The sequence below is a fragment of the Agrobacterium tumefaciens genome (assembly GCF_005221325.1).
GTDB lineage: Bacteria > Pseudomonadota > Alphaproteobacteria > Rhizobiales > Rhizobiaceae > Agrobacterium.
Genome location: NZ_CP039888.1, coordinates 1492856 through 1518866 on the forward strand (window position 1 = coordinate 1492856; position 26011 = coordinate 1518866).

Annotated in this window: 30 protein-coding genes; 13 read left to right on the forward strand and 17 right to left on the reverse strand. The window is 59.7% G+C overall.

The window, feature by feature from the left end; all coding sequences use genetic code 11:
• Window positions 1-12: 12 nt before the first annotated feature.
• Window positions 13-1746 (reverse strand): ABC transporter ATP-binding protein, encoded by a 1734-nt coding sequence (locus tag CFBP5499_RS07785; protein WP_080824951.1) that lies wholly within the window; start codon window positions 1744-1746, stop codon window positions 13-15.
• Between the two features lie 231 nt (window positions 1747-1977).
• On the opposite strand from CFBP5499_RS07785, the gene CFBP5499_RS07790 reads away from it, so the two are divergent.
• The gene (locus CFBP5499_RS07790) at window positions 1978-3216 is read left to right on the forward strand and encodes an AI-2E family transporter (RefSeq protein WP_080824950.1); all 1239 of its coding nucleotides are present in this window, start codon (window positions 1978-1980) and stop codon (window positions 3214-3216) included.
• A 67-nt stretch (window positions 3217-3283) separates the two neighbouring features.
• On the opposite strand, the gene CFBP5499_RS07795 is transcribed toward CFBP5499_RS07790, so the two are convergent.
• Window positions 3284-3739 carry a GNAT family N-acetyltransferase gene (locus CFBP5499_RS07795; protein WP_080824949.1) on the reverse strand — a complete coding sequence of 152 codons (456 nt, stop codon included), beginning with the start codon at window positions 3737-3739 and terminating at the stop codon, window positions 3284-3286.
• 107 nt (window positions 3740-3846) lie between these two features.
• Between CFBP5499_RS07795 and CFBP5499_RS07800 the strand changes: the two genes are divergently transcribed.
• Window positions 3847-4266 carry a hypothetical protein gene (locus CFBP5499_RS07800; protein ID WP_080824948.1) on the forward strand — a complete coding sequence of 140 codons (420 nt, stop codon included), beginning with the start codon at window positions 3847-3849 and terminating at the stop codon, window positions 4264-4266.
• 61 nt (window positions 4267-4327) lie between these two features.
• Here CFBP5499_RS07800 and CFBP5499_RS07805 read toward each other — a convergent pair whose 3' ends face one another.
• The 3 genes from CFBP5499_RS07805 to CFBP5499_RS07815 all read right to left on the reverse strand — a co-directional run bounded on the left by CFBP5499_RS07805 (window position 4328) and on the right by CFBP5499_RS07815 (window position 6786).
• Window positions 4328-5482 carry a DUF2336 domain-containing protein gene (locus CFBP5499_RS07805; protein WP_080824947.1) on the reverse strand — a complete coding sequence of 385 codons (1155 nt, stop codon included), beginning with the start codon at window positions 5480-5482 and terminating at the stop codon, window positions 4328-4330.
• A 105-nt stretch (window positions 5483-5587) separates the two neighbouring features.
• Window positions 5588-6205 (reverse strand): flavin reductase family protein, encoded by a 618-nt coding sequence (locus CFBP5499_RS07810; RefSeq protein ID WP_080824946.1) that lies wholly within the window; start codon window positions 6203-6205, stop codon window positions 5588-5590.
• A complete protein-coding gene (locus CFBP5499_RS07815) occupies window positions 6205-6786 on the reverse strand; it encodes a nitroreductase family protein (RefSeq protein WP_080824945.1) in 582 nt (193 codons plus the stop codon). The genes CFBP5499_RS07810 and CFBP5499_RS07815 overlap by 1 nt, the downstream gene beginning before the upstream one ends.
• A 110-nt stretch (window positions 6787-6896) precedes the next feature.
• Between CFBP5499_RS07815 and CFBP5499_RS07820 the strand changes: the two genes are divergently transcribed.
• A complete protein-coding gene (locus CFBP5499_RS07820; RefSeq protein ID WP_080824944.1) occupies window positions 6897-7877 on the forward strand; it encodes a hypothetical protein in 981 nt (326 codons plus the stop codon).
• A 211-nt stretch (window positions 7878-8088) separates the two neighbouring features.
• On the opposite strand, the gene thrS is transcribed toward CFBP5499_RS07820, so the two are convergent.
• From thrS to CFBP5499_RS07840, 4 genes are all read right to left on the reverse strand, one after another.
• On the reverse strand, window positions 8089-10092 hold the full coding sequence (thrS, locus tag CFBP5499_RS07825; RefSeq protein WP_080824943.1) for a threonine--tRNA ligase: 2004 nt from the start codon (window positions 10090-10092) through the stop codon (window positions 8089-8091).
• 126 nt (window positions 10093-10218) lie between these two features.
• Entirely contained in the window at window positions 10219-10743 is a 525-nt protein-coding gene (locus CFBP5499_RS07830; RefSeq protein ID WP_080824942.1) for a DUF1697 domain-containing protein, read from the reverse strand.
• A complete protein-coding gene (gene yidD / locus CFBP5499_RS07835) occupies window positions 10740-11099 on the reverse strand; it encodes a membrane protein insertion efficiency factor YidD (RefSeq protein ID WP_080824941.1) in 360 nt (119 codons plus the stop codon). The genes CFBP5499_RS07830 and yidD overlap by 4 nt, the downstream gene beginning before the upstream one ends.
• A 3-nt stretch (window positions 11100-11102) precedes the next feature.
• Entirely contained in the window at window positions 11103-11549 is a 447-nt protein-coding gene (locus CFBP5499_RS07840; protein WP_080827302.1) for an iron-sulfur cluster assembly scaffold protein, read from the reverse strand.
• Window positions 11550-11832: 283 nt separating this feature from the next.
• Here CFBP5499_RS07840 and folE point away from each other — a divergent pair, with 283 nt between their 5' ends.
• The 3 genes from folE (at window position 11833) to CFBP5499_RS07855 (ending at window position 14069) form a co-directional block, all read left to right on the forward strand.
• On the forward strand, window positions 11833-12459 hold the full coding sequence (folE, locus tag CFBP5499_RS07845) for a GTP cyclohydrolase I FolE (RefSeq protein ID WP_080824940.1): 627 nt from the start codon (window positions 11833-11835) through the stop codon (window positions 12457-12459).
• A gap of 124 nt (window positions 12460-12583) precedes the next feature.
• Window positions 12584-13036 (forward strand): phosphoribosyl-AMP cyclohydrolase, encoded by a 453-nt coding sequence (gene hisI / locus CFBP5499_RS07850; protein WP_080824939.1) that lies wholly within the window; start codon window positions 12584-12586, stop codon window positions 13034-13036.
• 94 nt (window positions 13037-13130) lie between these two features.
• The gene (locus CFBP5499_RS07855; protein ID WP_080824938.1) at window positions 13131-14069 is read left to right on the forward strand and encodes a patatin-like phospholipase family protein; all 939 of its coding nucleotides are present in this window, start codon (window positions 13131-13133) and stop codon (window positions 14067-14069) included.
• Between the two features lie 79 nt (window positions 14070-14148).
• Here CFBP5499_RS07855 and CFBP5499_RS07860 read toward each other — a convergent pair whose 3' ends face one another.
• Both CFBP5499_RS07860 and CFBP5499_RS07865 read right to left on the reverse strand, forming a co-directional pair.
• Complete coding sequence (locus CFBP5499_RS07860) at window positions 14149-14583, reverse strand: CBS domain-containing protein (protein ID WP_080824937.1); 435 nt, start codon at window positions 14581-14583, stop codon at window positions 14149-14151.
• 156 nt (window positions 14584-14739) lie between these two features.
• Complete coding sequence (locus tag CFBP5499_RS07865; RefSeq protein ID WP_080824936.1) at window positions 14740-15477, reverse strand: rhomboid family intramembrane serine protease; 738 nt, start codon at window positions 15475-15477, stop codon at window positions 14740-14742.
• A gap of 352 nt (window positions 15478-15829) precedes the next feature.
• Between CFBP5499_RS07865 and CFBP5499_RS07870 the strand changes: the two genes are divergently transcribed.
• Window positions 15830-16387 carry a PAS domain-containing protein gene (locus CFBP5499_RS07870; protein ID WP_175416654.1) on the forward strand — a complete coding sequence of 186 codons (558 nt, stop codon included), beginning with the start codon at window positions 15830-15832 and terminating at the stop codon, window positions 16385-16387.
• Window positions 16388-16570: 183 nt separating this feature from the next.
• A complete protein-coding gene (locus tag CFBP5499_RS07875) occupies window positions 16571-17188 on the forward strand; it encodes a PilZ domain-containing protein (protein WP_080824934.1) in 618 nt (205 codons plus the stop codon).
• A 72-nt stretch (window positions 17189-17260) separates the two neighbouring features.
• Here the strand turns inward: CFBP5499_RS07875 and CFBP5499_RS30880 are convergent, their stop codons facing one another.
• A complete protein-coding gene (locus tag CFBP5499_RS30880; RefSeq protein WP_305764762.1) occupies window positions 17261-17578 on the reverse strand; it encodes a hypothetical protein in 318 nt (105 codons plus the stop codon).
• Window positions 17579-17856: 278 nt separating this feature from the next.
• Here CFBP5499_RS30880 and CFBP5499_RS07890 point away from each other — a divergent pair, with 278 nt between their 5' ends.
• Entirely contained in the window at window positions 17857-18465 is a 609-nt protein-coding gene (locus CFBP5499_RS07890; RefSeq protein WP_080824932.1) for a transglutaminase-like cysteine peptidase, read from the forward strand.
• An 89-nt stretch (window positions 18466-18554) separates the two neighbouring features.
• Here the strand turns inward: CFBP5499_RS07890 and CFBP5499_RS07895 are convergent, their stop codons facing one another.
• Together CFBP5499_RS07895 and CFBP5499_RS07900 are read right to left on the reverse strand one after the other, a co-directional pair.
• Window positions 18555-18989, reverse strand: coding sequence for a DUF1489 family protein (locus CFBP5499_RS07895; protein ID WP_080824931.1), 435 nt, complete (start codon window positions 18987-18989; stop codon window positions 18555-18557).
• A gap of 65 nt (window positions 18990-19054) precedes the next feature.
• Complete coding sequence (locus CFBP5499_RS07900) at window positions 19055-20458, reverse strand: L-serine ammonia-lyase (protein ID WP_080824930.1); 1404 nt, start codon at window positions 20456-20458, stop codon at window positions 19055-19057.
• A 653-nt stretch (window positions 20459-21111) separates the two neighbouring features.
• On the opposite strand from CFBP5499_RS07900, the gene CFBP5499_RS07910 reads away from it, so the two are divergent.
• Window positions 21112-21462: a hypothetical protein gene (locus CFBP5499_RS07910; protein WP_080827301.1), complete on the forward strand. Its 351-nt coding sequence runs from the start codon at window positions 21112-21114 to the stop codon at window positions 21460-21462.
• A gap of 9 nt (window positions 21463-21471) precedes the next feature.
• Here CFBP5499_RS07910 and CFBP5499_RS07915 read toward each other — a convergent pair whose 3' ends face one another.
• Together CFBP5499_RS07915 and CFBP5499_RS07920 are read right to left on the reverse strand one after the other, a co-directional pair.
• Complete coding sequence (locus CFBP5499_RS07915; protein WP_371506700.1) at window positions 21472-22224, reverse strand: phosphodiester glycosidase family protein; 753 nt, start codon at window positions 22222-22224, stop codon at window positions 21472-21474.
• 119 nt (window positions 22225-22343) lie between these two features.
• Window positions 22344-22505: an entericidin A/B family lipoprotein gene (locus tag CFBP5499_RS07920; protein ID WP_003495552.1), complete on the reverse strand. Its 162-nt coding sequence runs from the start codon at window positions 22503-22505 to the stop codon at window positions 22344-22346.
• Window positions 22506-22698: 193 nt separating this feature from the next.
• On the opposite strand from CFBP5499_RS07920, the gene CFBP5499_RS07925 reads away from it, so the two are divergent.
• Window positions 22699-23475, forward strand: a complete 777-nt coding sequence (locus CFBP5499_RS07925) for a formyl transferase (protein ID WP_080824928.1) — start codon at window positions 22699-22701, stop codon at window positions 23473-23475.
• Window positions 23476-23565: 90 nt separating this feature from the next.
• Window positions 23566-24486 carry a methylenetetrahydrofolate reductase gene (locus CFBP5499_RS07930; protein WP_080824927.1) on the forward strand — a complete coding sequence of 307 codons (921 nt, stop codon included), beginning with the start codon at window positions 23566-23568 and terminating at the stop codon, window positions 24484-24486.
• A gap of 53 nt (window positions 24487-24539) precedes the next feature.
• On the opposite strand, the gene CFBP5499_RS07935 is transcribed toward CFBP5499_RS07930, so the two are convergent.
• Window positions 24540-25478 carry a LysR family transcriptional regulator gene (locus CFBP5499_RS07935; RefSeq protein WP_173987064.1) on the reverse strand — a complete coding sequence of 313 codons (939 nt, stop codon included), beginning with the start codon at window positions 25476-25478 and terminating at the stop codon, window positions 24540-24542.
• A gap of 236 nt (window positions 25479-25714) precedes the next feature.
• On the opposite strand from CFBP5499_RS07935, the gene CFBP5499_RS07940 reads away from it, so the two are divergent.
• Window positions 25715-25933, forward strand: coding sequence for a hypothetical protein (locus CFBP5499_RS07940; RefSeq protein WP_080824926.1), 219 nt, complete (start codon window positions 25715-25717; stop codon window positions 25931-25933).
• Window positions 25934-26011 lie beyond the last annotated feature (78 nt).

The window sequence follows — 26011 nt, forward strand, 5'->3', positions numbered from 1 at the left end:
CAGGCGCAGCCGTTAACTCAGGCCCGCGAGATGCCCGCTGAACTGCGCCTCATGCAACCGGCTGTAATGGCCCTTGGCGGCCAGAAGCTCGGCATGAGCGCCGGTTTCGGCGATGCCGGTCTGGTCCACCACCACGATGCGTGAAGCATCACGGATCGTCGCCAGCCGGTGGGCGATGACGAGCGTGGTGCGGCCCCTGGCGAGTTCCGTCAGCGATTGCTGGATGGCCCGTTCGGTTTCCGTGTCGAGCGCGGAGGTCGCCTCGTCCAGAATAAGGATCGGCGGGTTCTTGAGGAACATGCGGGCAATGGCAAGACGCTGCTTCTGCCCGCCGGACAATTTCACGCCGCGCTCACCGATGACGGTATCGAGCCCGAGCGGCATGGCCTCGATGACACCATCAAGACGCGCACGCCGGGCCGCATCCATGATCTCTGCGTCAGAAGCGCCAAGCCGGCCATATTCGATATTCTCGCGGATCGTGCCGCCGAACAGGAAGACATCCTGCTGCACGATGCCGATCTGGTTGCGTAGCGAGGCGAGCTTCATTTTCCTGATATCGATGCCGTCGATGGTGATCGAACCGCTGGTGACATCGTAAAAGCGCGGCAGCAGCGAGCAGAGCGTCGTCTTGCCAGCACCGGAGGGGCCGACAAAGGCCACGGTCTCGCCGGCGCTGATCTTCAGGTCGATATTGTCGAGAACCCGCTTGCCCTCGGCATAACCGAAGCCGACATGGCTATATTCGATCGCGCCTGACAGAGCCGGCGCGTCGATTGCGTCAGGCGCATCGACGATATCAGGCGCGGTATCCAGAAGCTCGGTGAAGCGGCGGAAACCGGCAATGCCCTTCGGATAGGTCTCGATGACCGAATTGATCTTTTCCACCGGGCGGAAGAACACGCCGACCAGCAGCAGGAAACCCACGAAGCCGCCTTCCGTCAGGCTGCCGCTGAGCACGAACCAAGCGCCGCAGATCATCACGATCATCTGCGTCAGACGCATGCTCATATAGCTGAGCGATGTGCTGGCCGCCATGATCTTGTAGGCATCCAGCTTGGTACGACGGTATTTCAGGTTGTCCTTCTCGAACAGCGCGCGCTCGTGGTCCTCATTGGCAAAGGCCTGCACCACCCGCATGCCGCCGACATTTTCCTCGATACGGGCGTTGAAATCCCCAACACGACCATAGAGCGCGCGAAAATTCTGCGTCATGCGGCCGCCATAACGGCTGGTCACCCAGGCGGTGACCGGCACGACGGCGGCGGTGACGAGCGCCAGCTGCACATTGACCGACATCATCAGCAGGAAAGCGCCGATGAAGGTCATAATGGCAATGAACAGATCCTCGGGGCCGTGATGGGCCACCTCGCCGATCTCTTCCAGATCCTTGGTCAGCCGTCCGACCAGATGGCCGGTTTTCTGGTTATCGAAATAACGGAAGGAAAGCTTCTGCAGGTGATCGAAGGCCAGCCGCCGCATGTCGGTTTCGATATTGATGCCGAGCATGTGTCCCCAATAGGTGACGGTCGCCATCAACCCGGTGTTCAGCACATAGATGACGAGCAACCCGACAGACGCCGCCAGAATGATGCCCCATTCGCCGCCCGGCAGAAGCACGTCGACAAAGGCCTTCACCGCCATCGGAAAGCCGAGCTCGAGCACGCCCGACAGGACCGCGCAGGAAAAATCGAGAATGAACAGACCGCGATAGGGGCGGTAATAGGCGAAGAAACGGCGGAGCATGGCATGACCTGGAGATCGGGCGCGGCAATCTGACACCGCGGAAAACGGGAGTTTAATTGTCATATTTCAATGCGCGCGCCAAGACCGATGTTCTATTTTTACCAAAATCGTTCAATAGCTTCCGCAATAAACACACAACGGTAATGTGATCCGATTATATTGCACTTATATGTATCGGTGTGACAGAGTGAATGCACCCCTTTGAGGGGAGAATGCGAGAAAGAGCCTGCCGTGAGTAACATTGACAGCCGTAAGCCCAGTGGCGAACCGAGATGGCTTGGTCCCGCCAGCCCGACGCGGATCGCCCTGATACCGCCTATTTCGGCTGCGCGCTGGCTGCTCCTTCTGGTCGTCCTTGCCGGCATCTATTTCTTCAACGGCTTTCTGGTTCCCGTTCTCGCCGCCCTTGTCATCGGTTTCGCCAGCTGGCCGGTCTATACGCGGCTTTTGCGGCAGGTGGGCGGCAACACCACGCTCGGCGCCACCATCGCCATCATCCTCATCATCGCCTTCCTCGTGGTGCCGATCTTCATCGCCGCCTCCTATACGGCAACCGAAATCCGCGAATGGTTCGGCTGGGCGGTGCATGTCAACAAGATCGGCGCTCCCGTGCCGGACTGGATTGCCGCCCTTCCCGCCGTCGGCCCCTGGCTCGGCGAGCAATGGGTGAAATATATCGGTACACCGGGCGCCATCGGCGAACTCATCCAGCTCGTCAGCGGCGCCAATATCGGCAATATCTACAGGGCGATCCTCGCCGCCGGCAACGGCGCGTTCCATCTGGTGCTGACCCTGCTCTTCATGCTGATTGCGCTGTTCTTCGTGTATCGCAATGGCGCTGCCTTCACTCGCCAGGTCGATCTCGTGGGTGAGCGCATCCTGCCGACGCGCTGGGAACGCATTTCCCGCGTCGTGCCCGCCACCATCAGCTCCACAGTAACAGGCATGACGCTGATCGCCATCGGCGAAGGCATCATCCTCGGCATCGCCTACTGGATCGCCGGCGTGCCCTCGCCCGTCACGCTCGGCGTGCTCACCGGCGTCATGGCCCTCATTCCGGGCGGTGCGCCGCTCTCCTTCACGCTGGTGTCGGTCTATCTGGTCGCCAGCGGCTCTCCTGCCCACGGGCTAGCGCTTTTCGTCTGGGGCTCTGTCGAACTTTTCATCGTCGACAAGACCATCCGTCCGAAGCTCGTTGGCGGGCCGATCAAGCTGCCCTTCCTGCCAACGTTTTTCGGCCTCGTCGGCGGCGTCAAGACCATGGGTTTCCTCGGCCTCTTCATCGGCCCGGTGCTGATGGCGCTGCTGGTCGCGATCTGGCGCGAATGGGTGCGTGAAGTGGAAATTTCCGCTGCCGTCAGCGCCGAGCTCCCGCCTCCGCCGCCCACGCAGAACGATCCCGCCGCAGAGGCTGTTTCGCGTCAGGACGACAGCGACGAAACGACGGCGTTTCGGAAAGCGGCTTTTTGATTGGTGAAGCCAGTGTGAAGGGCGTTGCCTGGAACACCAGCTCATGCAATCAATCCGTGCCTTGGCCCTAGAGCGCCTTCTCCATGAACAGGCTGAGCGGATCGGGCTTATAGGGCGCAAAGGCCTCGATCTCCACGAACCCCGCCTTGCGGTAAAGGCCGATCGCCTCCGGCTGACTGATGCCGGTTTCGAGCCGGATGGCGGAAAGACCAAGCTCCGTGCCGCGCGCAACAAGCGTATCCATGATCAGCTTGCCGATGCGCAATCCCCGCGTCTCGGGATCAACGAACATGCGCTTCACCTCCGCCGTGCCGTCACCCGCCTCCACCAGCGCACCGCAGCCGACGACTCGGCCGTCATGCCGGGCGACGAAAAAGGAAACATTGTCCTTCTCGAGCGCGCCGATATCGACCAGATGATTGCTCTCGGCGGGGTAAAGCGAGGCCATGTAGGCGTTGGAGAGATCGATGAGGCGCAGAACGGCTTCCTGGCGCGGCGTTTCAAGCTTGATTTCGGTGGCCAAGGCGATGCCTGCTTTCTTTCAAAAAATGCGTATTTCGTCGTAATGTCACTGCAATCGGGATAGATGAGTTTCTAGAGCATTATTCCCGACAGAGGCAACCACACACCATGAAAACAGCCCTCGTTCTCATGACCTTCCTTGGCTGCGACGACAGCGCCACCGATTGCCATTACCTCGCCACCTCGCAGCAGCGCTGGACCAGCATCGAGCTCTGCGACGCCGTGTCGGAAAAGGAACTGGAACGCTTCGCCAACGCGTCCTATCCGGTCGTGGTGGCCGTGTGCCAGACACCAGGTGAGCAGACCCCGCAGACGGCCGGCACGCAGCCTCCCGCCGCCGCGCCCGCCGATGCACAGCAGGCCACGGCAGAGGTGACGCCGAAGGAAGAGGAAAGCCTCACCAAACAGGCGATCGGCCGCGTCAGCCGCGTCCTTCCTTCCACCGAAGGCATAAAGCACTTCCTCGGGACGCCGGTGAGGATGGTTGAAAACAGCTATTCGTGGATTGCCAAGCGGTTCGATAAGTGAGGTGATTGCGGAAAAATCTCAGCATCCATGGGATTTGCATCAGCCGGAAAATAACCAGCCCTCACGCTGCCTCCACCGCGAGCGCTTCCGCATAATACCGTGCCTTCTGCCGCTCTTCGGCAATGGCGAGCTTGCGCACGGCATGCAGCAGTTCGAACAGCGTTTGCGAGCCGTTGACGTCACGGAAATGCGCCAGCAATTCGGCCGAGACGGACGCCGCCGCTTCCGAAAGCTGCGAACGGGCAGCCCGGCGCCACATCAGCGTCGCCTCGATGAAGACATCGACGACATCACCCAGAAGGCCGATCGACTGGAACAGGGCCTTCAGCGCGTGCGGACGTCCGGTTGCCAGAATGGCGCGCACCTTGCGGTCATCGAGACCGGAGAGATTGACCATCGCCGCCGTGAAGAACTCCAGCCGGCCCGAACAGACGGCATGAATGAGCAGCGCCGGCGTCAATTCCAGTCGCTGGCGCAGATGCTCCACCAGCGCCGGCAGTTCCGGTGAGGAAACGCCGGCAGCGATGAGGATGGTGGCGGAATCTTCCGCTTCCCGGAAAAGACTGTCGGCGCGGTTGCGTGCGATCATCGCATGAACCAGCGCAGAGCCCGCCAGCGCCTCACTGATGCGGCCCATCAAGAGGTGGCGCGCATCGGCAGGCAGCGCCTCGCGGCGAAGCAGGAGGTCGCGAATATCGGCGTCCGAACCATGACGCTCGGCAATGCGCCGCAGCGAAAACGGCGTGATGAAGGCATCGTCATTTTCGAGCAGGATGAGGGTTTCCGGCAGATCGCCGACTTCGGCAAGCGCGGCACAGACACCGCGTGGCAGGCCCGGCCTTGCGGCAATAAGGGAACGCGTCAGGCTTTCACCGCGCCCGGCGAGATCGACCAGATCGGCTTCGGTCAAAACCGGAGAACGGGCAATCACCGTGCAGGCGATTTCCGGCTGGTCTTCGGCAAGCGAAACGAGAATGGCGCGCGGCGCATCGTCAGCATCCGCCAGCGCCTCGGCAAGCGCCAGCCGCACACGCGGTGAAGGATCATCCAGCAGATAGGTCATCGCCATATAGGCGGCATCGCGGTTTTCCCGCGCCATGTCGGCCTGCAGATAGGTACGGCCGAGCGCATTGGCGGCTTTTGCCCGCTCGCCCGATCCGGCCTTTTCAGACCAGCGAAGAAATGCCTGTACGATCACCTGAGCCTCGAAACACATTCATACAATGGATGACGGCATCATCGCCGCCACCATGTATAAAACTCTAGGCGCAAATGGTTTACGTTTGGTTCACCATAAAATTTAACCCTTGCCGGCGAAGGATTATATTGACGGCGCAGTAGAGGGGCGCTGCAGCTGGAATACATCGCTGCCGCCATCGCAGTAATCCATATAACCCATGCGCGCCACCGGACGCGCGAGCCCCATGTCGATGCGGCCATCCCGAATGATCGTCTCATCGATATGGATCGCCATGACCTGCCCGATCACCATCCACGATTCGGTCGGCTTGCCATCGACATCGGTGAGCTGCTGGATCTGCGTCGCACGGCACTCCAGAACCGCCAGTGCCTCACGCACGAAGGGTGCGTCAACCACCCGCCCATCGACGGCGGTAAGACCGGCAAGGGCGAATTCATCGACATCATAAGCAACCGGCGCGGAAGACGCATTCATCCGGTCGACCAGATGCCGGCTGACGAGATTGGCGGTGAAGACGCCGGTCTCCTCGACATTGCGCAGGCTGTCCTTGCGGCCGCTCGAGGAAAACATGACGAGCTTCGGCCGGTCCGAAATCGCGTTGAAGAAGGAATAGGGCGAGAGGTTCAAGGCACCCTCCCTGCCCTTCGAACCGATCCAGCCGATCGGCCGTGGCGCGACGATCGCCTTGAACGGATCATGCGGCAGGCCGTGCTGGTTGGTGTCCGTAGTGTAGAACATCAGATGTCCCCGACCCAGGTGACGACATCGGCAAGCTCCGGCCGTGGCCGCTCCACCGGCGGGAATGTCGTCGAGCCGATATGGATATAACCCGCAACCTTCTCTTCCGCGCTGACGCCGATCTCCGAAAGGAAGGCCGGGTCAAAAGCAAGCCATTCCGTCAGCCAGTTCGCCGCAAAGCCACTGGCATTGGCCGCGAAGATGACGTTGAGGCACACCGCGCCGGCGGACATGACCTGTTCCCATTCGGGAATCTTGAAATGCGGTTTTGCCGTGCTCACGACGGCGATGACGACGGGCGCGCGGGTGAAGCGCGTACGCTCCGCTTCCTGCTGCTGCAGGTCGAGATCGGGGTTCTTCTCCAGCGCGATCCTAAGCGCCGTCTCACCGAGACGCACCCGCTCCTCGCCGCGATAAACCACGAAACGCCAGGGGGCGAGCTTGCCATGGTCAGGCACACGCACGGCAAGGCGCAGGATTTCCTCGATTACACCTTTCGAAGGCCCGGGTTCGCTAAGTTGCAGGGCCGGTATGGAGCGGCGAACCTTGAGATAATCGAGGAGCTTGATATCATTCGTCATGATCAAAAATCTTCCATTCTGCTATCATCGCGAAACTTAGGGCCTTGAAATAGCCACGGCATTGGTTTTGAAGTGATCCGGGAAAATCAAGAAGTCAATCGGTATTGAAAATGTCGGCAATCAAAATCGCGGCACGTCTGGCCATTGCGTTCGCCGCGATCGGCGTTTTATCACAAGCAGCTTTTTCGCAGGACGCCTTTAAAGACTTCAAGCAACTCGGCGGTACGCCGAAAATGCCGAAACTCAATGCTTTCACCGCCCCTTCCGCTCCCAATGCCCCGACAAGCACCGCCCGTGATATTGCGATGGAAGCGAAGTTGACGAGTGAGGGCGAAGCGGTGAAGGAAGGCCTTTCCTGGCGTGTCTTCAGCCCCATTCCGGGCACTGACGGCAAGCTGCCGATGCTCGCAAGCTCAGAGGGCGGCTCGGCGCAATTCCATCTCGTGCCCGGCGAATATTTCGTCAACGTTGCCTTCGGCCGTGCGGGTGTCACCAAGAAGCTCAACGTGCCGGCCTCCGGCAATGTCCAGAAGCAGGTGCTGATTCTCGATGCCGGCGGCTTCGTGCTGAATGCGGTTGCGGGCTCCGACAAGCAGATTTCCGGCAACCAGCTGAAATTCTCCGTCTATTCCTCCGATGCCCGTCCGGATGGCGAACGCGGCCTCGTGATGGCTGATATCAAGCCCAACACCATCGTGCGGCTGAATGCCGGCACCTATCATGTGGTTTCCGAATATGGCAACGTCAACGCGGTGGTGCGCGCCGACATCCAGGTGGAAGCCGGCAAGCTGACCGAGGCGACGCTGCAGCACCAGGCAGCACAGATCACCCTCAAGCTCGTTTCCGAGCAGGGCGGCGAAGCCATTGCCGATACGGCCTGGTCGGTGCTGAATGGCGGCGGCGACGTGGTGAATGAAAGCGTCAGCGCCTTTTCGACCATGGTGCTGGCCGAAGGCGAATATACCGCCATCGCCCGCAACAAGGACAAGGTCTTTCAGCGCAACTTCAAAGTCACGTCAGGTCGGGATTCCGATGTGGAAGTGCTGATGAAGGACCAGGCGCCGGAAGACATGACCGGCGATTTCGAGTAGGTTTCGCCACTATTGAAGTCATCCTCGGCCTTGAGGATGATGACTCTCCGCCTTACGCGCGACGTCATCCTTGGGCTTGTCCCAAGGATCTAAACACGTCCAATTCAATCGAGACGTTGCAGATGCTCGGGACAGGCCCGAGCATGACGAAAGAGAGCTTTCAGCACGTTATCAAAAACAAAAACGGCCCCCGAAGGGGCCGCAATCATTATCAGGCAACCTGCTTTTTTGCCGCAAGCTTGCGCTTCACATCCGGCGGCGTCGCCTCGTCCACGAGGCTGGTGATCGCTTCCTCGAGCGACATCGACGTCTGGTTCTGCGAACCGAGACGGCGGATGTTGACGGTGCGCTCTTCCGCTTCCTTGCGGCCGCAGACGATGATGACCGGAACCTTGGTCACCGAATGCTCGCGGACCTTGTAGTTGATCTTCTCGTTGCGGAAGTCGGTCTCGACCGCCATGCCCGCCTCGCGCAGCGCTTCGGCAACCTCACGGCCGTAATCGTCCGCATCCGAGGTGATCGTGGCCACGACGACCTGAAGCGGTGCGAACCACAGCGGCATGTGACCGGCGAAGTTCTCGATCAGGATCCCGAGGAAACGCTCCATCGAACCGCAGATGGCGCGATGGATCATCACCGGCTGCGTCTTTTCGGAGTTCTGGTCGATATAGAAGGCGCCGAAGCGTTCCGGCAGGTTGAAGTCCACCTGCGTCGTGCCGCATTGCCATTCACGGCCGATGGCATCCTTCAGTGTATATTCGAACTTCGGCCCGTAGAAAGCGCCCTCGCCCGGCAGGATGCCGGTCTTGATGCGGCCTTCGGACTGCTCCTCGATGGTCTTCAAAACCTCCAGCATCACGCTTTCGGCGCGATCCCAGAGATCGTCGGAACCGACGCGCTTTTCCGGACGGGTGGACAGCTTGACGACGATTTCGCTGAAACCGAAATCCTCATAGACGGACAGGATCAGGTCGTTGATGCGCAGGCATTCCGCCGCCATCTGCTCTTCCGTGCAGAAGACATGCGCATCGTCCTGCGTAAAGCCGCGAACGCGCATCAGGCCATGCAGCGCGCCCGACGCCTCATAGCGATGAACATTGCCAAACTCCGCAAGACGAACAGGCATTTCGCGGTAAGACTTCAAGCCGTGCTTGAAGATCTGGACGTGACCGGGGCAGTTCATCGGCTTCAAGGCAAAGATGCGCTGATCGGCTTCCTTGTCATCGGGATGGGTAAAGGCATGGGCGGATTTCACCGCGAACATGTTTTCCTGATACCAGCCCCAGTGACCGGAGGTTTCCCACAGCGACTTGTCCAGCACCTGCGGCGCGTTGACTTCCTGATAGGTATTGGCGAGACGCCGACGCATATAGGCCGTCAGCGTCTGGAACATGCGCCAGCCCTTGCCGTGCCAGAAGACGACGCCCGGACCTTCTTCCTGGAAATGGAACAGGTCCATTTCGCGGCCGAGGCGGCGGTGATCACGCTTTTCAGCTTCAGCCAGAATGTGGAGATAATTGTCCAGCTCTTCCTGCGTCGCCCAGGCGGTGCCATAGATGCGCGACAGCATCGCATTGTTGCTGTCACCGCGCCAATAGGCGCCGGCCACCTTCATCAGCTTGAAGGCCGTACCGATCTGCCCTGTGGAGGCCATATGCGGGCCACGGCAAAGATCGAACCAGTCACCCTGGTAATAGATCTTCAGGTCCTGACCTGCCGGAATGGCATCCACGAGTTCGACCTTGTAGTTCTCGCCCTTGGCGGCGAACACTTCCTTGGCCTTTTCGCGCGACCAGATTTCGCGGGTGAACGGCTTGTTGCGCAGGATGATTTCCTTCATGCGCTTCTCGATCTTCGGCAGATCTTCCGGCGTGAAGGGCTCGTTCTTGGCGAAGTCGTAATAAAAGCCGTTCTCGATGACAGGACCGATCGTCACCTGCGTACCGGGCCACAGTTCTTGCACGGCTTCCGCCATGACGTGGGCTGCATCGTGGCGGATGAGCTCCAGCGCACGCCCATCTTCACGCGTGACGATCTCTATTTTGCCATCGGTGATGGTCTCGGACAAATCGCGCACGGTGCCGTCAAGCGCAATGGCGACGGCCTTCTTGGCAAGCGATTTGGAGATGGATTCGGCGACCTCGCGGCCGGTCGTACCGGCGGGGTAGCTGCGCACGAATCCATCGGGAAATGTAAGGGAAATAGCTTCAGACATCGTCTAGTGCTCCTGTCCAGTCCCGCCAACGAATGCGGGTGGTGTTGGAATAATGATTTGCCCACAGTAAGCGGACAGGCAGGCTGATAAAGGCTTTTGCCATTCCAGTCAAAGGTGAAGGGCAGTTCAGCGAAGCATTTCCGCGAGACCATTGACCGTATTGGCGTTGCGGGTCGTGCCAACACCGAGCCTTTTGGTGGTCAGGACCGACAGCAGCCGGCTCTCGCTCGGCTTGCTGCAAAAATCGATCCAAAGATCGCCGCCTGCGAGCGTGATCTTTTCCCTGCCGCGGTATCTCTCCAGAAAATCGAGAACGCTATTGTCCAACGGCGCCCGCATCACCCGGACGCAGACATCCGGCGGATTGCCATCCGCGAAGGGATTATCCGCCGCCAGTTTCAGCCAGTCGCCGCCCGAACGAACGAGAATATCGACATGTTTGCCGAAACGGGCCTCAAAAGCGCGCTCCAGCCTGTCCTCAATCTCACGAACGGGTGACGCTTCAGTGCGAAAAACCAGATTTCCGGTCGCGACAAGCGTCCTGCATTCGGCAAATCCGAGCTCTTCCGCCAATGCCCTGAGATCGGCCATGATAAGCCGCCTGCCGGGGCCGAGCACGATGCTGTGCAGCAGGGCCACATAGTCATTCATCGATGCCGGCTCCAGTAGCGCCAAGGCATCCACCAGCGCCTGCTGCCATCGAGCACTTCCGGCACCGGGTCCAGCCCGCTGGTGCCGCCCGGGCCGCAGCGCGCCACACGAAACAGCGTCATCCAGCCGCCGGCCCAGAGCCCGTGGCGGGCAATCGCCTCATAGCCATATTCGGAACAGGTGGGGATGTGGCGACAGGAGTTGCCAACGAAGCCAGACAGTGTGAGCTGATACAGCCTGATAAAGCCGACGCCGAAAAGCCGTCCCGGTGTCTTGGCGAAGCTGCCCGCCCAATTGCGGGATCGCCCGGTTTTCACAGCTGTCTGCTGGTGCCGGCAGCCCGGTTCGCCGCACATGAGCTAACCCGCAGCGTTGAGAGCCGGCCGGCCTTCGATCTGGTCGAGTGCATCGACCACGGCTTCGAAGGTCAGCATGGTGGAGGCGTGACGGGCCTTGAAATCCCGCACCGGCAAAAGCACCCGCATGTCCGCAAAACGGCCCGTCGGCCCTTCGCCGTCCTGTTTCAGCATGGCGAGCATGTCTTCCCGCGCCTGCCGGATTTCGCCGGTGGAAGCACCGACAATGTGATGCGCCATGATGGAGGCCGAGGCCTGCCCCAATGCGCAGGCCCGAACCTCATGCGAAAAAGCCGTCACGGTGCCGTCTTTGACCGTCAGATAGACCTTGAGCTTCGAGCCGCACAGGCGCGAGTGTTTTTCAGCGCTGGCGTCGGCATTTTCAAGAACGCCGATGAGCGGAATATTCCCGGCGAAGTCGAGAATGCGATTATTGTAGATATCGTCCATCGTCAGGTGCCCGGCGCGCTCAAGAATGCCCAAAAACAGGACAGGTCAAATTTTTCAAACACAGCGTTTGTCGCAGTGAAGCTTTCCTGCCCTTCATTCTCATTATATGCTAACGAGCTTTCTGGACATCAAGCCGTGATCAAATTAACGGCTCCGATACCGAAAAAACAGCATCGGCCTTGCCAAAATGCTGTAAAACAACCAGATAGCAGCAGCTGCGAACATGAGTTCGCGATGAAAAACGAATTCAGGTGCGGCCTTGACCCGCATCGGGAGAGACCGAATGGATGCGATCGTGAAGAATTTCCCCGGCACTGGCGCAAAACCCGATGTTGCCGAGGCTCGCCCAAGCCAGGCGGAAGCGGAAGAAGCCGTGCGCGTTCTTCTGCGCTGGGCAGGAGAAAATCCCGCCCGCGAAGGACTTCTGGATACGCCGAAACGCGTCGCCAAGGCCTATCGCGAGCTTTTTTCCGGTTATGAGTTGAACGTTCAGGACGTGCTCGGCACAACCTTCGAGGAAGTCGGCGGTTATGACGATGTGGTGCTGGTGCGCGACATCCCGTTCTTCTCCCATTGCGAGCACCATATGGTGCCGATCGTCGGCAAGGCGCATGTCGCCTATCTGCCGGCCGGCCGCGTGCTTGGCCTGTCGAAGATCGCCCGCGTCGTCGAAATCTTCGGCCGCCGCCTGCAGACGCAGGAAAACATGACGGCGCAGATCGCAAGATCGATCGAAGAAACGCTGAAACCGCGCGGTGTGGCCGTCATGATCGACGCCGAACATATGTGCATGTCCATGCGCGGCGTAAACAAGCAGGGGTCCACGACGCTGACCACCAGCTTCACCGGCACGTTCAAGAACGATCCGGCCGAGCAGGTGCGCTTCATGACCATGGTGCGGAACCGCTGAACATCGGACCGGAAAGTGTAGCTCGGGTTTCTTGAAACCCGCTGCTCAGACAAATTTTGGAGTGGCGGACTGATTCCATTGTCTCCGCCGCTCTCAAACCTTCCGCTTTTCTCCCGGGGTCGCCATGTCCATTCCCTTTCCGTCCGCGCCTGCGGACAAGGAAGTGCTCGAAAACGCAGGTCTCTTTTCGCCGAAATTCGATGCCCACGGCCTCGTCACCGCCGTGGTGACCGATGCGCGCGACGGCGAATTGCTGATGGTAGCGCACATGAATGCGGAAGCCCTGTCGCTGACGCTCGAAACCGGCATCGCGCATTATTACAGCCGTTCCCGCGACAAGATCTGGAAGAAGGGCGAAACCTCCGGCAACCTGCAAACGGTGAAGGAATTCCGCACCGATTGTGATCAGGACGCCGTATGGCTGAAGGTCTCCGTCGCCGGCCATGATGCGACCTGCCATACCGGCCGCCGCTCGTGCTTTTATCGCACCGTCCAGCTCTCCGATGGCCAGGCCGTGACGAAGATCACCGACGATACCCGCCATTTCGATCCGGCCACCATCTATTCCGACACATAAACGGCCACCTTCCATCGGCCGCACCAATTTGCTACCAATATAGCAGGCTCCGGGGATAGGGCGGAGCCTCGTGGAGCTGGCAGGGAGTGCGGTCATGTTGGGATGGGGAAATCGTCACAATAATCTTGCGGTTGGAAATCCCGAAGCCACCGGCAATGAACCGCCCGTCACCCAGATCGTCGACACGCATCGTATCGCACTTGCCCTTGGCGGCGGGGCGGCGCGCGGCTGGGCCCACATCGGCGTCCTGCGGGCGCTGGATGAGGCGGGCGTAAAGATCGGCATGATTGCCGGCACCTCGATTGGTGCTCTGGTGGGCGGTTGTTATCTCGCCGGCAAGCTTGATGAGCTGGAGGAATTCGCTCGGTCGCTGACGATGCGCCGCATTGCCGGCCTGCTCGACCTGACAATCGGCGGCGGCGGCCTCTTCGGCGGCATGCGGCTGACCAAGCGCATGCAGGAGCATCTGGAAGGCCTGCGCGTCGAAAATCTCGACCACCCCTTCATCGCTGTCGCGACGGAACTGCGCACCGGCCACGAGGTCTGGATCCATCAGGGCGATCTCGTCACCGCGCTGCGCTCCTCCTATGCGCTGCCCGGCATCTTCGAGCCCGTGCAATGCAACGGCCGCACCCTGATTGACGGCGCGCTCGTCAATCCCGTGCCCGTTTCCGTCTGCCGCGCCTATGAGCAGGCGCTCGTTGTCGCCGTCAACCTCAATTACGATCTCTTCGGCCGTTCCGCCGTGGTCAAGCACGCGGCCTCACCCCATGGCGGCGGCACACCGCCTGTGGAAACGGCACCGCGTCCCGGCCTGCCGGGCGTCATGGTGCAGGCCTTCAACATCATTCAGGACAGGATTTCGCGTTCGCGCCTTGCCGGCGATCCGCCCGATCTCATGCTGCATCCGCGCATCAACGATATCGGCCTGTCGGAATTCCATCGCGCCAGCGAAGCCATCGACCGGGGATATCAGGAAACGCGCGCGCGTATTCCGGAACTTGAGCGCATGCAGCAGGCATTCCGGCGCTGAAGGCGAGACCCTCGCCTCCTCACCAAGTCAGTTCATCGTGGGAATGCCACGCCAGAACCCACCTTCCATCACAGAGTCCTCACCCTGCAATATAGGCCTTGATATGCTCGGCCTCGGCCTCGATTTCGCCAATCCGCGCCTTCACCACGTCGCCGATGGAAATGATGCCGGCAAGGCGACCATCTTCCTCCACCGGAATATGGCGGAAACGTCCGCCAGTCATGATTTCCATCAGTTCATCGGTGGTGGAATTGTGATGACAGCGAATGACATTCTTGGTCATGGCCACGGAGACGGATTGCTGGAGGGAAGCGGCGCCCTGGGCCGCGACGGCCTTCACCAGATCGCGCTCCGTGAATATGCCGAGAACCACGCCACCGCCATCGGTCACGACCACGGAACCGATCTTATGCGCATGCAGCGTTCCCGCCGCCTCGCCGATGCTGACTTCCGGACCGACCGTCACGACGTCCCGGCCCTTGCGGTCGAGAAGATCCTTTACGAATGTTGGCATGCCTTCCTCCTCTTAACGGCAATCCGCACCACGCCGCAGCCTCCTCCGGCGGTTGCAAATCATGCACCATGGTGCGCTGAGGCCCGCGTGAATGCAATCCCGGATGGGACACGCGAAAGCAAATTTGCGCCGCGGCCGACAAGGACCGTGATCGGCTTAAAGTGACGGACGATCGAAAAGGCCGAAGAACAGGAAGCCCAGCAGAAAGCCGAAGACATGCGCATCCCAGGCGATTTCCCCGCCGACATCGCCGAACAGCGGTACACCCACGGCAATCAGCACATTGCCGAACAACCACATCAGCGTGAAGATCAGCACGGTGCGGTTGGAAAGCGCCGCAAGAATGCTCTGTCGCGGCATCAGATGGCCGAAGGAGGCGCTGTAGCCGCCCCGCGCGGGAAAGGCGAAGCGGCAGGCAGCACCCATCAGCGCCGAAACGACGCCGGAGGCGCCGATCAGCACCGTGGCATCACCCCAGTTCAGTGCCGCATGACCGAAGGCCGAAACGGCGGCGGAAATGCACCATAACAGTACGAAACGCACTGTTCCGATCCGGCGCAGAACCGGCGCGCCGAACGCCATCAGCCACAGGCCGTTGAAGAGAATATGCTCGACGCCGCCATGCAGGAAAGAATAAGTCACCGGCGTCCAGAGCCATTCCAGCCCCTGCTGAGAAAAAGGCACCGCATAACGCAGCGGAATGAAGCCGAAGGTGAAGATGAACCAGCCATTGCCTTCCTCGGAGAGGAGATAGGCGGGAACGATATAGGCGACGGCCAGCGCTGCCAATATGCCGACGAGCAGCCCCGGCAGATTGAAGACGGGATTATGCGTGTCGTCTTTCGGTTCCGGCGTTTCCGAAACCGGCGGCTGTTCGCCGTCCTCGTAGGACATGATCCATCCCTGTCTTGGTCGAAATTTGTGTTCCCCGAGCAATATAGGAAGCCCGAACGAAAAAAAAGCCGTCCCGCCTTTGCAGCGCGACGCCGAACCGCAACCGGCTCGAGCGCCGGGCCACGGGCGGTCCGGCTTGCCGACGCGCCCGTGGAATCGCGGGCGGCGCCATCAATTGTGCTGAAGGGAGCGTTCCCCCGACATGGCGGCACGGATGCCATGACCGTGGCCGCGAGGCAATCTCAACCATTTGTTAACCTTAACAAATCCGGTTGGCACGAAAATCGCTACGCATAGAATTACAGACGTTCGGATGGACATGATGTCCCAAAAACGAACAAGGAGAAATGCTATGAAGAGCATGGCCGGACTGGACATATATGCCTATTGGGATGAATTGCGCGGCAGCAAACCCGCGCCGCGTCGCGAGGATATCAATCCCGCAAAACTCAAAGCCCATCTCGGCGATCTTTTCATCCTGACGGACAAGGGAGAGGCCACGCCTTTCTTCCGCCTTGCGGGCACGCGTCTCTGCGACCTGTTCGGCCGGGAATTGCGCGATCGGCCGTTTTCGGAGCTGTGGCATCAGGCAAATGCCACCTTCCCCTGCCGGGTGGCGCGCGGCATCCTGCAACATCAATTGCCTGTTATCTTCGATGTCGAAGCGGAAGACGATTATGGCGCGGCGCCACTGGCATTCGAAATGCTGCTGTTACCGCTGCGCACGGATGCCGACGCCGCTCCGCGGCTGCTTGGCGCGCTGCTTCCCGAACGGCCACGCCACGAATTCGCGGCACCCATCCGTTGCCTGTCGATGAAAAGCAGCCGCCTACTGCACATGGACATCGCGCCATCGGAACATCAGGCAGACATGGAAACCGCCTCCACACCATTTGCGGGACGCTTCTAACGGCCTGTCCCGCCACGCACGCCCAGGCCGCAGGGTTACCGCCACCGCGGAAGTTTTTAAAAAAATAGGTCAAAGCTGTAACGATTTTGCCAATCAGAAGAATTGTAGAGATTAAAGAATACAGTCTGTTAACTCGCGCGATGTAGAGAATTACCGTCATCATTCATCATAATTGCGCTGCTCATGTTTTCGTCCCGTTCGGTCAACACCGCCCAAATCCTGCGCCCGGTTGAGGAAACCCACCTCGACGACGCCGTCCGCGTGTCCTTCACCGGCCGCCTGATGTTGCCCGACCATGAGGAATATGATTGCACCGCGACCGAGATGACCGCCGAACGGGCGCAGTTCACCTGCTCGGGCATGGCCCGCAATGGTGACCGCGTCATCGCCTATCTCCAGCATATCGGCCGGATCGAAGGCACGGTGACGGCGCTTACCCCAGCGGGCTTCCTCATCGCCATCAACGCCCCGGAGCGCAAGCGGGAAAAACTCGCCGCCCAGCTGGCATGGATCGCCAAACGCCAGTTGCTCGGCCTGCCGGAAGACCGTCGCCATGACCGCCTGACGCCGCGCAACGCAAAAGCGCAGCTCGTTCTGGAAGACGGCGTGCTCGTCGCCTGCCGGCTCATCGACCTTTCCCTGTCGGGTGCAGCCATCGAGATCGAAAACCGGCCGCCCCTCGGCACCCGGGTCCAGCTCGGCAAGAACATGAGCGGCAAGATCGTGCGCCACTTCATGGAAGGCGTCGCGGTCGAGTTCGACCGGGTGCAATCGCCCGACGCGCTGATCGAGTTCCTCTAGAATCTCCCAATGAATGCGGCGCGGTTTGCGCCGATAAATGCGCGCAGCATTGTCAGCGCGTAGTGTGATCCATCATGGCCTCATGATTGAGGATATCCCGCGCCGCTGCGCTTCACCTCGGAAACCTCCATTATCTCTTTCGCGCTGCCGAATTTCCAGTTCCGTGCCGTGACCGCCTACGACATTCTGCGCACGCACGGCGCGCCGATCGGAAAACGCGATTATGAAGGCCAATTGCGCACCAGATCGGCCTGGATTGCCGCCCCGGGGCGGTCGCAAAAACCGGCTTTCAAAGATTTTTCCAAGAAAATACGATTTTTTTGAAGTTTTTTTGTCGCCCTTTTCGGGCTGTTCCAGCCTGAAACACGCATCCCAAAACGGGAAATCCACGTCCTCGCCAAGCCCTGCGAACCGACAGCATGCGACCGAAAAAATCGCGGGGCGTGGAAAACTGCTTTAAATCCAGCAGTCTAGATGACTACCAAAAGCCTAAGACGGCAATGCGTAAAATTGTAATAAAATTTGCTTCAAAAACGCGTAAAAACTCACTCAAATACAGTTCAAAATAGCCGCTAATTTGCTGAAATTTAAGCTCAAATTGCCTCTCCTAAATTTCCGCCGGCTAAAAATATAACTGCGAATGTCTCCTCACCACGGGGAGACAAGCAATGAACAAGAACAACCGTTTCGTTTTCACTCTGATCGCATTCATCGTCAGCGCCATCGCCCATCAGGCAAGCGCTTCGCCGGCCGCCGTCATGCGTGTGATCGGCAAGGCCAATCCGCCGATCGGCCACTATGAATTCTGCCAGACCTATCAGAGCGAATGCCAGCCGACCTCGCTGGACAATGGCCCGATGCAGCTGACCGAAGAGCGCTGGAAGACGATGCTCGACGTCAACTACACCGTCAACACCACCATCACGCCGATGACCGACATGGAAATCTATGGCGTTGAAGAGCGCTGGGCCTATCCCACCACCGTCGGCGATTGCGAAGACTTCGTACTTCTGAAGCGCAAGATGCTGATGAACAAGGGCTTCTCTCCCTCCAACCTCTTGATCACGGTCGTCCTGCAGCCGAATGGCGAAGGCCACGCCGTTCTGACAGTCCGCACCGACCGTGGCGATTTCGTTCTCGACAACATGCGCAACAAGGTCATGAACTGGTCGGAAACCGAATATACCTACCTGAAGCGCCAGGACACGGCCAATCCGGGCCGCTGGGTAAAAATTCAGGACGGCCGCGCCACCGCTGCGGTTGGCGGCATCCGATAAAACCAGACAGCATACCCTCTCCGTCTCCCCAAACTAAAAAGCCGGCTCCGCAAGGGGCCGGCTTTTCCATCAACCCAATCCGTGAAGCGTCAGAGCAAGCCAAGCTCGGCCAGTTCCCGCCTGAGGTCGGATGGCATGTCTTCACCACCACCGCCGCCGCCGAGATCGCGTGGCGCCTCGTCATCCTTCAGGTAACGCCAGCCCTGAAACGGCCGCTTTGGCGCGGGCGAGGTCTCGATCACCTCAGGGCCGAGAATGAGGTCGCAGCGGGAAATGCCGTCTTCCCCCTTGAAGGAGCGAATATCGAGCAGATTCTGCCGCGCCTGCACCTGTCCCTTGATGACCCAGTAGAGCGAACCGCCTTCCAGCAGTTCTTCGACCCGTTTCGGGATCATCCGGGTGGTGTGGACGCTGTGCGGCTCAAGGCCTGCGGCAATTGCAGTCAGGGAGCGATGCGCCACCCAGTCCCTCAAATCCTGAAGGGAGTCCGCGCCGACGCAAAGTTTGATGAGATGTAGAGGCATGCCCCTATCAATGCCTTTTTGCGACGGGCGTCAAGCATCTGCACCATGCCTGCCGCCCTGCCCGCTCAGCACTCCACAACGTTGACGGCGAGGCCGCCGGTGGAGGTTTCCTTGTATTTTTCGCTCATGTCGTTGCCGGTCTGGCGCATGGTCTCGATACAGGCATCGAGCGGCACGAAATGTTGTCCGTCGCCCTTCAGCGCCAGCGAGGCGGCTGTTACCGCCTTGACGGCGCCGAGCGCGTTACGCTCGATGCAGGGCACCTGTACAAGACCCGCAATCGGATCGCAGGTCATGCCGAGGTGATGTTCAAGCGCTATTTCGGCAGCGTTTTCGATCTGTTCGGGCGATCCACCCATGACGGCGGCCAGCCCCGCCGCTGCCATCGCAGCAGCCGAACCGACCTCGCCCTGACAGCCCACCTCTGCGCCCGAAATGGAAGCATTGTGCTTGATGATGCCGCCGATGGCCGCCGCCGTCAGCAGGAAATCCCGCACGTCGTCGATAGTCGCATCCTCGTGGAAATGCCGGAAATACCTGACCGTAGCAGGCACGACGCCCGCCGCGCCGTTGGTCGGCGCAGTGACGACACGTCCGCCGGCGGCGTTCTCTTCGTTCACGGCCATGGCGTAAACACTGAGCCAATCATTCGCCATGACAGGATTGAGCCGGTTGCTGCGCCACTCCTCATTGAGTTTCTCATAGATCGAGCGGGCGCGACGGCGCACCTTCAGGCCACCGGGCATGATGCCGTCCACCTTCAGACCGCGCTCGATGCAGCCGTTCATCGCCTCCCAGATCTGGTCGAGCCGTTCGTTCAGCTCCTCACGCGAAACCACCGTTTCCTCGTTGGCGCGTTTCATCTGGGCGATGGTGCGGCCAGAACGGCCAGCCATATCGAGCATTCCCCGTGCGGTCGCGAAGGGATAAGGCACGCGCGGACCGTTATCGATGGTCTTGCCACGCTGCTTGATCGCCTCCAGTTCCGTATCGGTCACGACGAAACCGCCGCCGACCGAATAATAGATGCGCTTGATGAGCAGCCTGCCCTGATTGTCGAAGGCGGAGAAAATCATGCCGTTGGCATGGCCGGGCAGCGGGTTCTTCTTGTCGAAGACCAGATCTTCTGCCGGGCGGAACACATAGGACGGGTGGCCGGGCGGCGTTACCTTGCCTGCCTTTTCCACCGTCTCGATAATGGCGTCCATCGCATCGGGATCGACAAGGTCCGGCCGCTCGCCGGTGAGACCGAGAACGACGGCGCGCCCGGTGCCATGGCCGATACCGGTAAAGGCAAGAGAGCCATGCAGGCTGACCTTCAGCTGCGCAACGGCCGCGCCGGCCGGCCGCGGCCACTCATCGCTGAGGATCAGCGCCAGGAAGCGGTTGGCAGCCGTCATCGGCCCCATCGTATGGGAACTGGAAGGACCGATACCGATCTTGAAGACGTCGAAGACCGAAAGAAACATGAAGTTTACCCTGCGTAATGGATTCCTGCCCATCATATCCAAAGCTGTAGCGGATCGCCACAAAAGAGCGGCACCGGCTTTTGCAGCTGCGACATGAAGGTCCCGGAAACGAAAACAGCACGGTTTCCAGAGGAAAACCGCGCTGTTTCAAAACCCGTCATTCAGGAGAGAGGCTTATGGGCTGCCAAAAATGTACGTCAATGCGAGAAATGCGGCAAAGCCTGCAAGTGCGCGAATGGTGACGCCCCAGCAGGATTTCTGAGCGGTTTCTTCCATGATTACTCCAGCTATTCACTCTCCGGGGGATCTTCAAGACCAGCCCGTTGACGCAAGCATTTATTAAAATCCGGCGGCAAACGCAAATGCAAAAAGCGGCTAAATGAAGGCATTTTCGATAAGCTGCCATTCGCCCCGCGCATAGGTCTGTAAAAAAACAAGGTGTTAGCGATAGGCTCGAAACGGCACTGGTTTGGGGCTTCGCCGCAATTTAGGCTAAAGTGTAACCGTTTTTTAAAGCTTTCCCACAAACGCCTGTTGAAAACCCTCGGCACCGGCACGTTGCGGTCGAATTTTTTCCGCGGAAGCACCGCATCTTGAAAGGCCGTGGGCGCTACTTTATCGACGATGGCAATGATAACGTCGCGAGTCTCTCCATGCAGCAGGCATCCTCTTTTCCCGACCGCGAAACGGTCGCGTCGAAACTCACGTCGCTGACCAGCGAGGACAAGGCGTGGGTGTTGCTGTTGATGGAAAACGCCCTGCAGGATGAAAATCTGCTGGCGGGCCTCAATCTTTATCTCGACCAGCAGACAAGCGCCCGCTTCCTCAACAGCCTGAAGCTGGAAGCGGCCGGCGACTGGCTGGGCGGCAACGCCCCTGCCCGCCTGCAGATTCGCCTCGCGGAAATTGCAAGGGCGAGCCAGCACGCCGCCTATCTCGCCTTCCGCAAGGGGCTAACGGCATCGGCCGGTCTCGAAAAAGCCTATCCCAAAGCGCCGATCTGATCTTTCCGGCTAATCCGGCACCCTGTCGACGACGGCGATGATCGGCCCCATGGGAAACAGCGTGTCCCGCCGGTTCATCGCGGGAATATCGACGCTGGATATCGTGCCGTCGAGATAAAGCGCATTGGGCGCATCCAGCACATCCCTGAACAGCGTGCCGAAATCGTAGAAGCGGACGGTCGTTTCCGAAATGGCGAAATGCACCATGCCGTCGCGGGAGACACCGACGCCGTTGCGGCGTTTCAGGCTGTCGCTATCGGGCAGGAAACGCGGATGTAGCTTGCCATCGATCACCAGCATCGGCCCGGACTGGGTGGCGAAATCGGGTTTCGGGTCCGCAGCCAGATAAGCCTCCGTGTCCAGCACCCCGGCCTTATTGTCTTTCAGATAAAAAACGCCATTCGGCAGGAGGTGGAAATTTCCCCAGCCGCCCCGCGTGCTGATCGGTGAGCGCTCCACGCCGTTTTCGACGAAGAGGCCAACGGGCGAATAGTCGGAATGGTACATGCCGCCATTCATGGCGAAGACGCTGAACATGTGCTGGCGCCACAAAGCTGAAGAGAGATCGGCAAAGTTTCGATATCCCTGCCCTGAGACATGATCCTGGTCATAGATGCGGATGGTGTTTTTTGCCGGGTCGAAACTGCATACAGTGTAACGGCCGCCGGCATGGTCGATGATCTTGCAGAAATCCGGTTGCGCGCCTGCCTCAGCCGAAAACGGCAGCAGCAATGGCAGCAGCAACTGCGCCAGTTTCTTCATCGATATGATCATGCCCGCCCCTTTGATTCTCGTCAGGCGAACATTCGCAGGGAAATTCGGTCAAAGAAAAGGCGTCACCCGGGTTTTCGGGCAACGCCTTTCCGCGAGGGGAGGCTTGATTAACGACGCGCTGCGCGGTCCACGTTGCGGCCGGCATCCTGTGTCGCATCAACGGCGTTCGCCGTATCCCGGCCCATGCCGCGAATGGTATTGCCGCAGGAACTCAGGGTGACAACCGTCAGCAAAGCGACGAATACGGTCGAAAGAATACGTGTGATCATGTGAAACTACTCCCCTATGACTTGCCCTCCAAAAGGCAAGCACCGATGTGATATGCGTCACAATAACGTGAGTCCCAAAAAACGGTTCCCGCTGTATTTCAAAAAATCCTGTCGATGAAAATTAACAGGGTTTTGAAGTTCCCGAGGGAAACTCGGCGCCAGGATTGTGGCTTAGGAAAATTCCGTGGGTGATATGACTGACATCAACAATCGGCTTCTGGTGATGACGGCGGGCGGCGCAAACCCCAACGTCATGATCAACGCATTGGCCGCCCGTTTTCCGGATATCCACGTCTTCATGGAGCAGCCGGAAAACAAATCAGCCATTCTCAAGCGCCGGGCACGACGGCTCGGCTGGTTTGCCGCCGCGGGCCAGATGGCGACGATGGTTGCATCCCGCCTCGGTAAACGCTTCACGGCCCGAAGAAGCCATGAGATCATCGCCGAACACGGTCTGTCTCCCGATCTCCATCACGGTCTTCCTGTCACGCACTTCACCTCGCTGAACGATGAAGAATGCCAGAAGGCCGCCAATCTGCTGAAACCGGCGGTGATTTTCACCATTTCCTGCCGCCTGTTGACGCCGGCGACGCTGCGGGCCCTGCAATGCCCGGTCATCAATTTCCACGCCGGCATCAATCCCGCCTATCGCGGCCAGATGGGCGGTTATTGGGCGCTGGTAGAGAAGGACCGGGGCAATTTCGGCGCAACTGTGCATCTGGTCGATAAGGGCGTGGATACCGGCGCCACGCTTTATGAAAAACGGCTGAAACCCTCGCCCTCCGACACCATCGCCACCTATCCGCTGCTTTTGACCGCCGCCTCGGTGGATATCGCCGTCAGCGCCATCGAGGACGCCCTGTCCGGCAGCCTCGCGCCGCAGCCGCCCTCGCCCGGAAAATCGGTGCTGCGCTTTCCGCCGCCAATCTGGACATGGCTGTGGAACGGCCTGACGAAACGAATCTGGTGAAACCGCGCGCAGGCACTTGCGGCCAAGCCTCGTCGCAGATGCAAGCCTGTCTTGCCGCAACAGACACAGACTTCGGCAGAAAAACGGTGCATGGTAATAAAAAGGAACACGCACAAATTGCCAGATATTTCCGCCGCCTCCCTCATCCCCGCCTCCATCGAAGCCTCACCCGCGCAGGTGCTCGGCCCGGCAAGCCTCGCCGGCATTTTTCCTCGGGGTGTCCGCGTCTATCTGACTGACACCGGAGTAGCCTCGCAGGAAAAGCTGGTGGATGCCGCCAGACATCTGCGCGATCTCGGTTATGAGCCGGTGCCGCATCTTGCAGCGCGCCGCATCCCCTCGGGCGCGGAATTTGAGGAGCAGGTCAAGCGGCTGGCGGGTGAAGCTGATGTTACGGATGTTCTGGTCGTCGGCGGTGGCGTCGATAGGCCGGCTGGTCCCTTCGCCTCCAGCATGGACATGCTGTCCTCAGGCATTTTCGACCGTTATGGCATCAAAAAGATCGCAATCGCCGGCCACCCTGAAGGCAGCCCCGATTTCAGCGAGGAGACGGCGATCGCCGCCCTGAGGCTGAAACGCGATTTTGCCGAAAGAAGCAATGCGGACATGCGCATCGTCACCCAGTTCGGTTTCGATCCCGCCCGTTTCATCGCCTGGGCGGAAGGCCTTGCGGCGTCAGGCATCGATCTGCCGGTGCATATTGGCGTCTCCGGCCCGGCCAAGATCACGACGCTGCTGAAATATGCAGCACTTTGCGGTGTCGGCAATTCCATCGCCTATCTCAAGAAAAACGCGCTTTCGCTGACGACGCTGGCCAGAGGACATTCGCCGGAAAGCATCGTCGGGCCGATCGAGCGGCACTGGCAGGCCAATCCGCAGGGGCCGATCCGGCAGATTCACGTCTTCCCCTTTGGCGGATTGCAGAATTCCGCCGACTGGCTGGTCAGCCGCGGAAGTTGGCAGACCGACGACGCAGGGGGTTCGGCGCCGGCGGATTCGATGGCTGGCTGAAAGCCGCCTACCTCACGGGCGCGACGGACGACGCCGTCGCGCAGCCCTCAGACTTAAGCCGCCTTGGCGACCTCGACAAAGGCATTGCGGATGCTCTCGGCCACAGCAAGAACAGGGCGCGACGCCTTGTTGCCCATGATCAGGCGAATATCGAACGAGCCCAACTCCGGCAGCCCCTCCTTTTCGCCCAGAATCACCATGTCATTCTGCACATAGGAACGCGGCAGCGGCGCGATGGCGAGATCGGCGGCAATCGCCGCGCGCTGTGCCATGGTATGACCGCTGAGATAGGCGACCCGGAAATTGCGCCCGCGCTTTTCCAGCGAAACGATCGCCTCCGAGCGCCAGATGCAGCCCTCTTCCCAGATCGAGATCGGCAGCGGATCACGCAGATAGGCCGTGCCGCATTTGGCGCCCGCCCAGACGAGACGCTCGCGCATCAGCACCTCGCCCGTATCCCGCAGTGGATGGGAGGCACAGTTGACCAGGGCGAGGTCAAGCCGCTGCTCATCCATGCGCTTGTAGAGGTTTGAACTGGAATCGATGGTGACATCGATCATGATGCCGGGGAAAACATCGGCAAAACGCTTGAGAATGCCGGGCAGCAGACCGCGCTCGCCAATATCCTCAGGCGCGCCGAGCCGCACGACGCCGGAGAGTTCCGGCATGACGAAACGTGACACCGCCTCGTTTGAGAGCGCGATCATGCGCCGCGCATAGGTCAGAAGCGTCTCGCCATGCGCCGTCAACGTCACCGAGCGGGCATCGCGCAGAAAAAGCGTCGTCTTCAACTGCTCCTCCAGCTTCTTGATCTGCATGGAAACGGCCGAAGGCGTTCTGAACACCACTTCCGCGGCGGTGGAGAAATTCCCCGTTTCGGCAATGGCGACGAAGGTTCTCAATATGTCGTTATCCAGCAACGGCAGCGGTTGGCGGAAAGTCACGGTCATGGCACGCACCTTCAAATATTTTGATTTATAGATGGATATCATTTCGTTTGATTGAATGTCAACAAGCGCGCACGATCCGGACATCGATAAACGGGGTGGATGAGCCCTGTGGGAAATGAGGCAACGGCATGGAAGGGACTGAAACGCTCTTATGGTCGCTGCCATCGATTCATTCCCGATGTTGATGAATGACATAAGATTCATTCGCTTGTCTGATGAGAAGGGCGAGCACATACCAAAGTCGTAAACAGGATCGTGGTTCACGAAAGGATCAAGACATGACCATGATACATTATCTGCCGGTCGCAGACCGCTCTACACACCGCCCGTCGCCCCGCGGCTGGCTTGACCGCCTCTCCAGCCACGTTTCCGCCCGTTACGCGGAATGGCGCCGTGACAGGATGCTTCGTACCCTGGAGGGACTGCCGCCTGAAACATTGAAGGATATCGGATGGCCCACAGCCGACACCACGCGCGTACGCGCCGTCCGCAAATGATGGCCGACCGACGGCTCGCAACCAGTGCATGTGTTGCGAGCCATTGCTGCCGACCTTGACTTACATGACGAAAGGCGC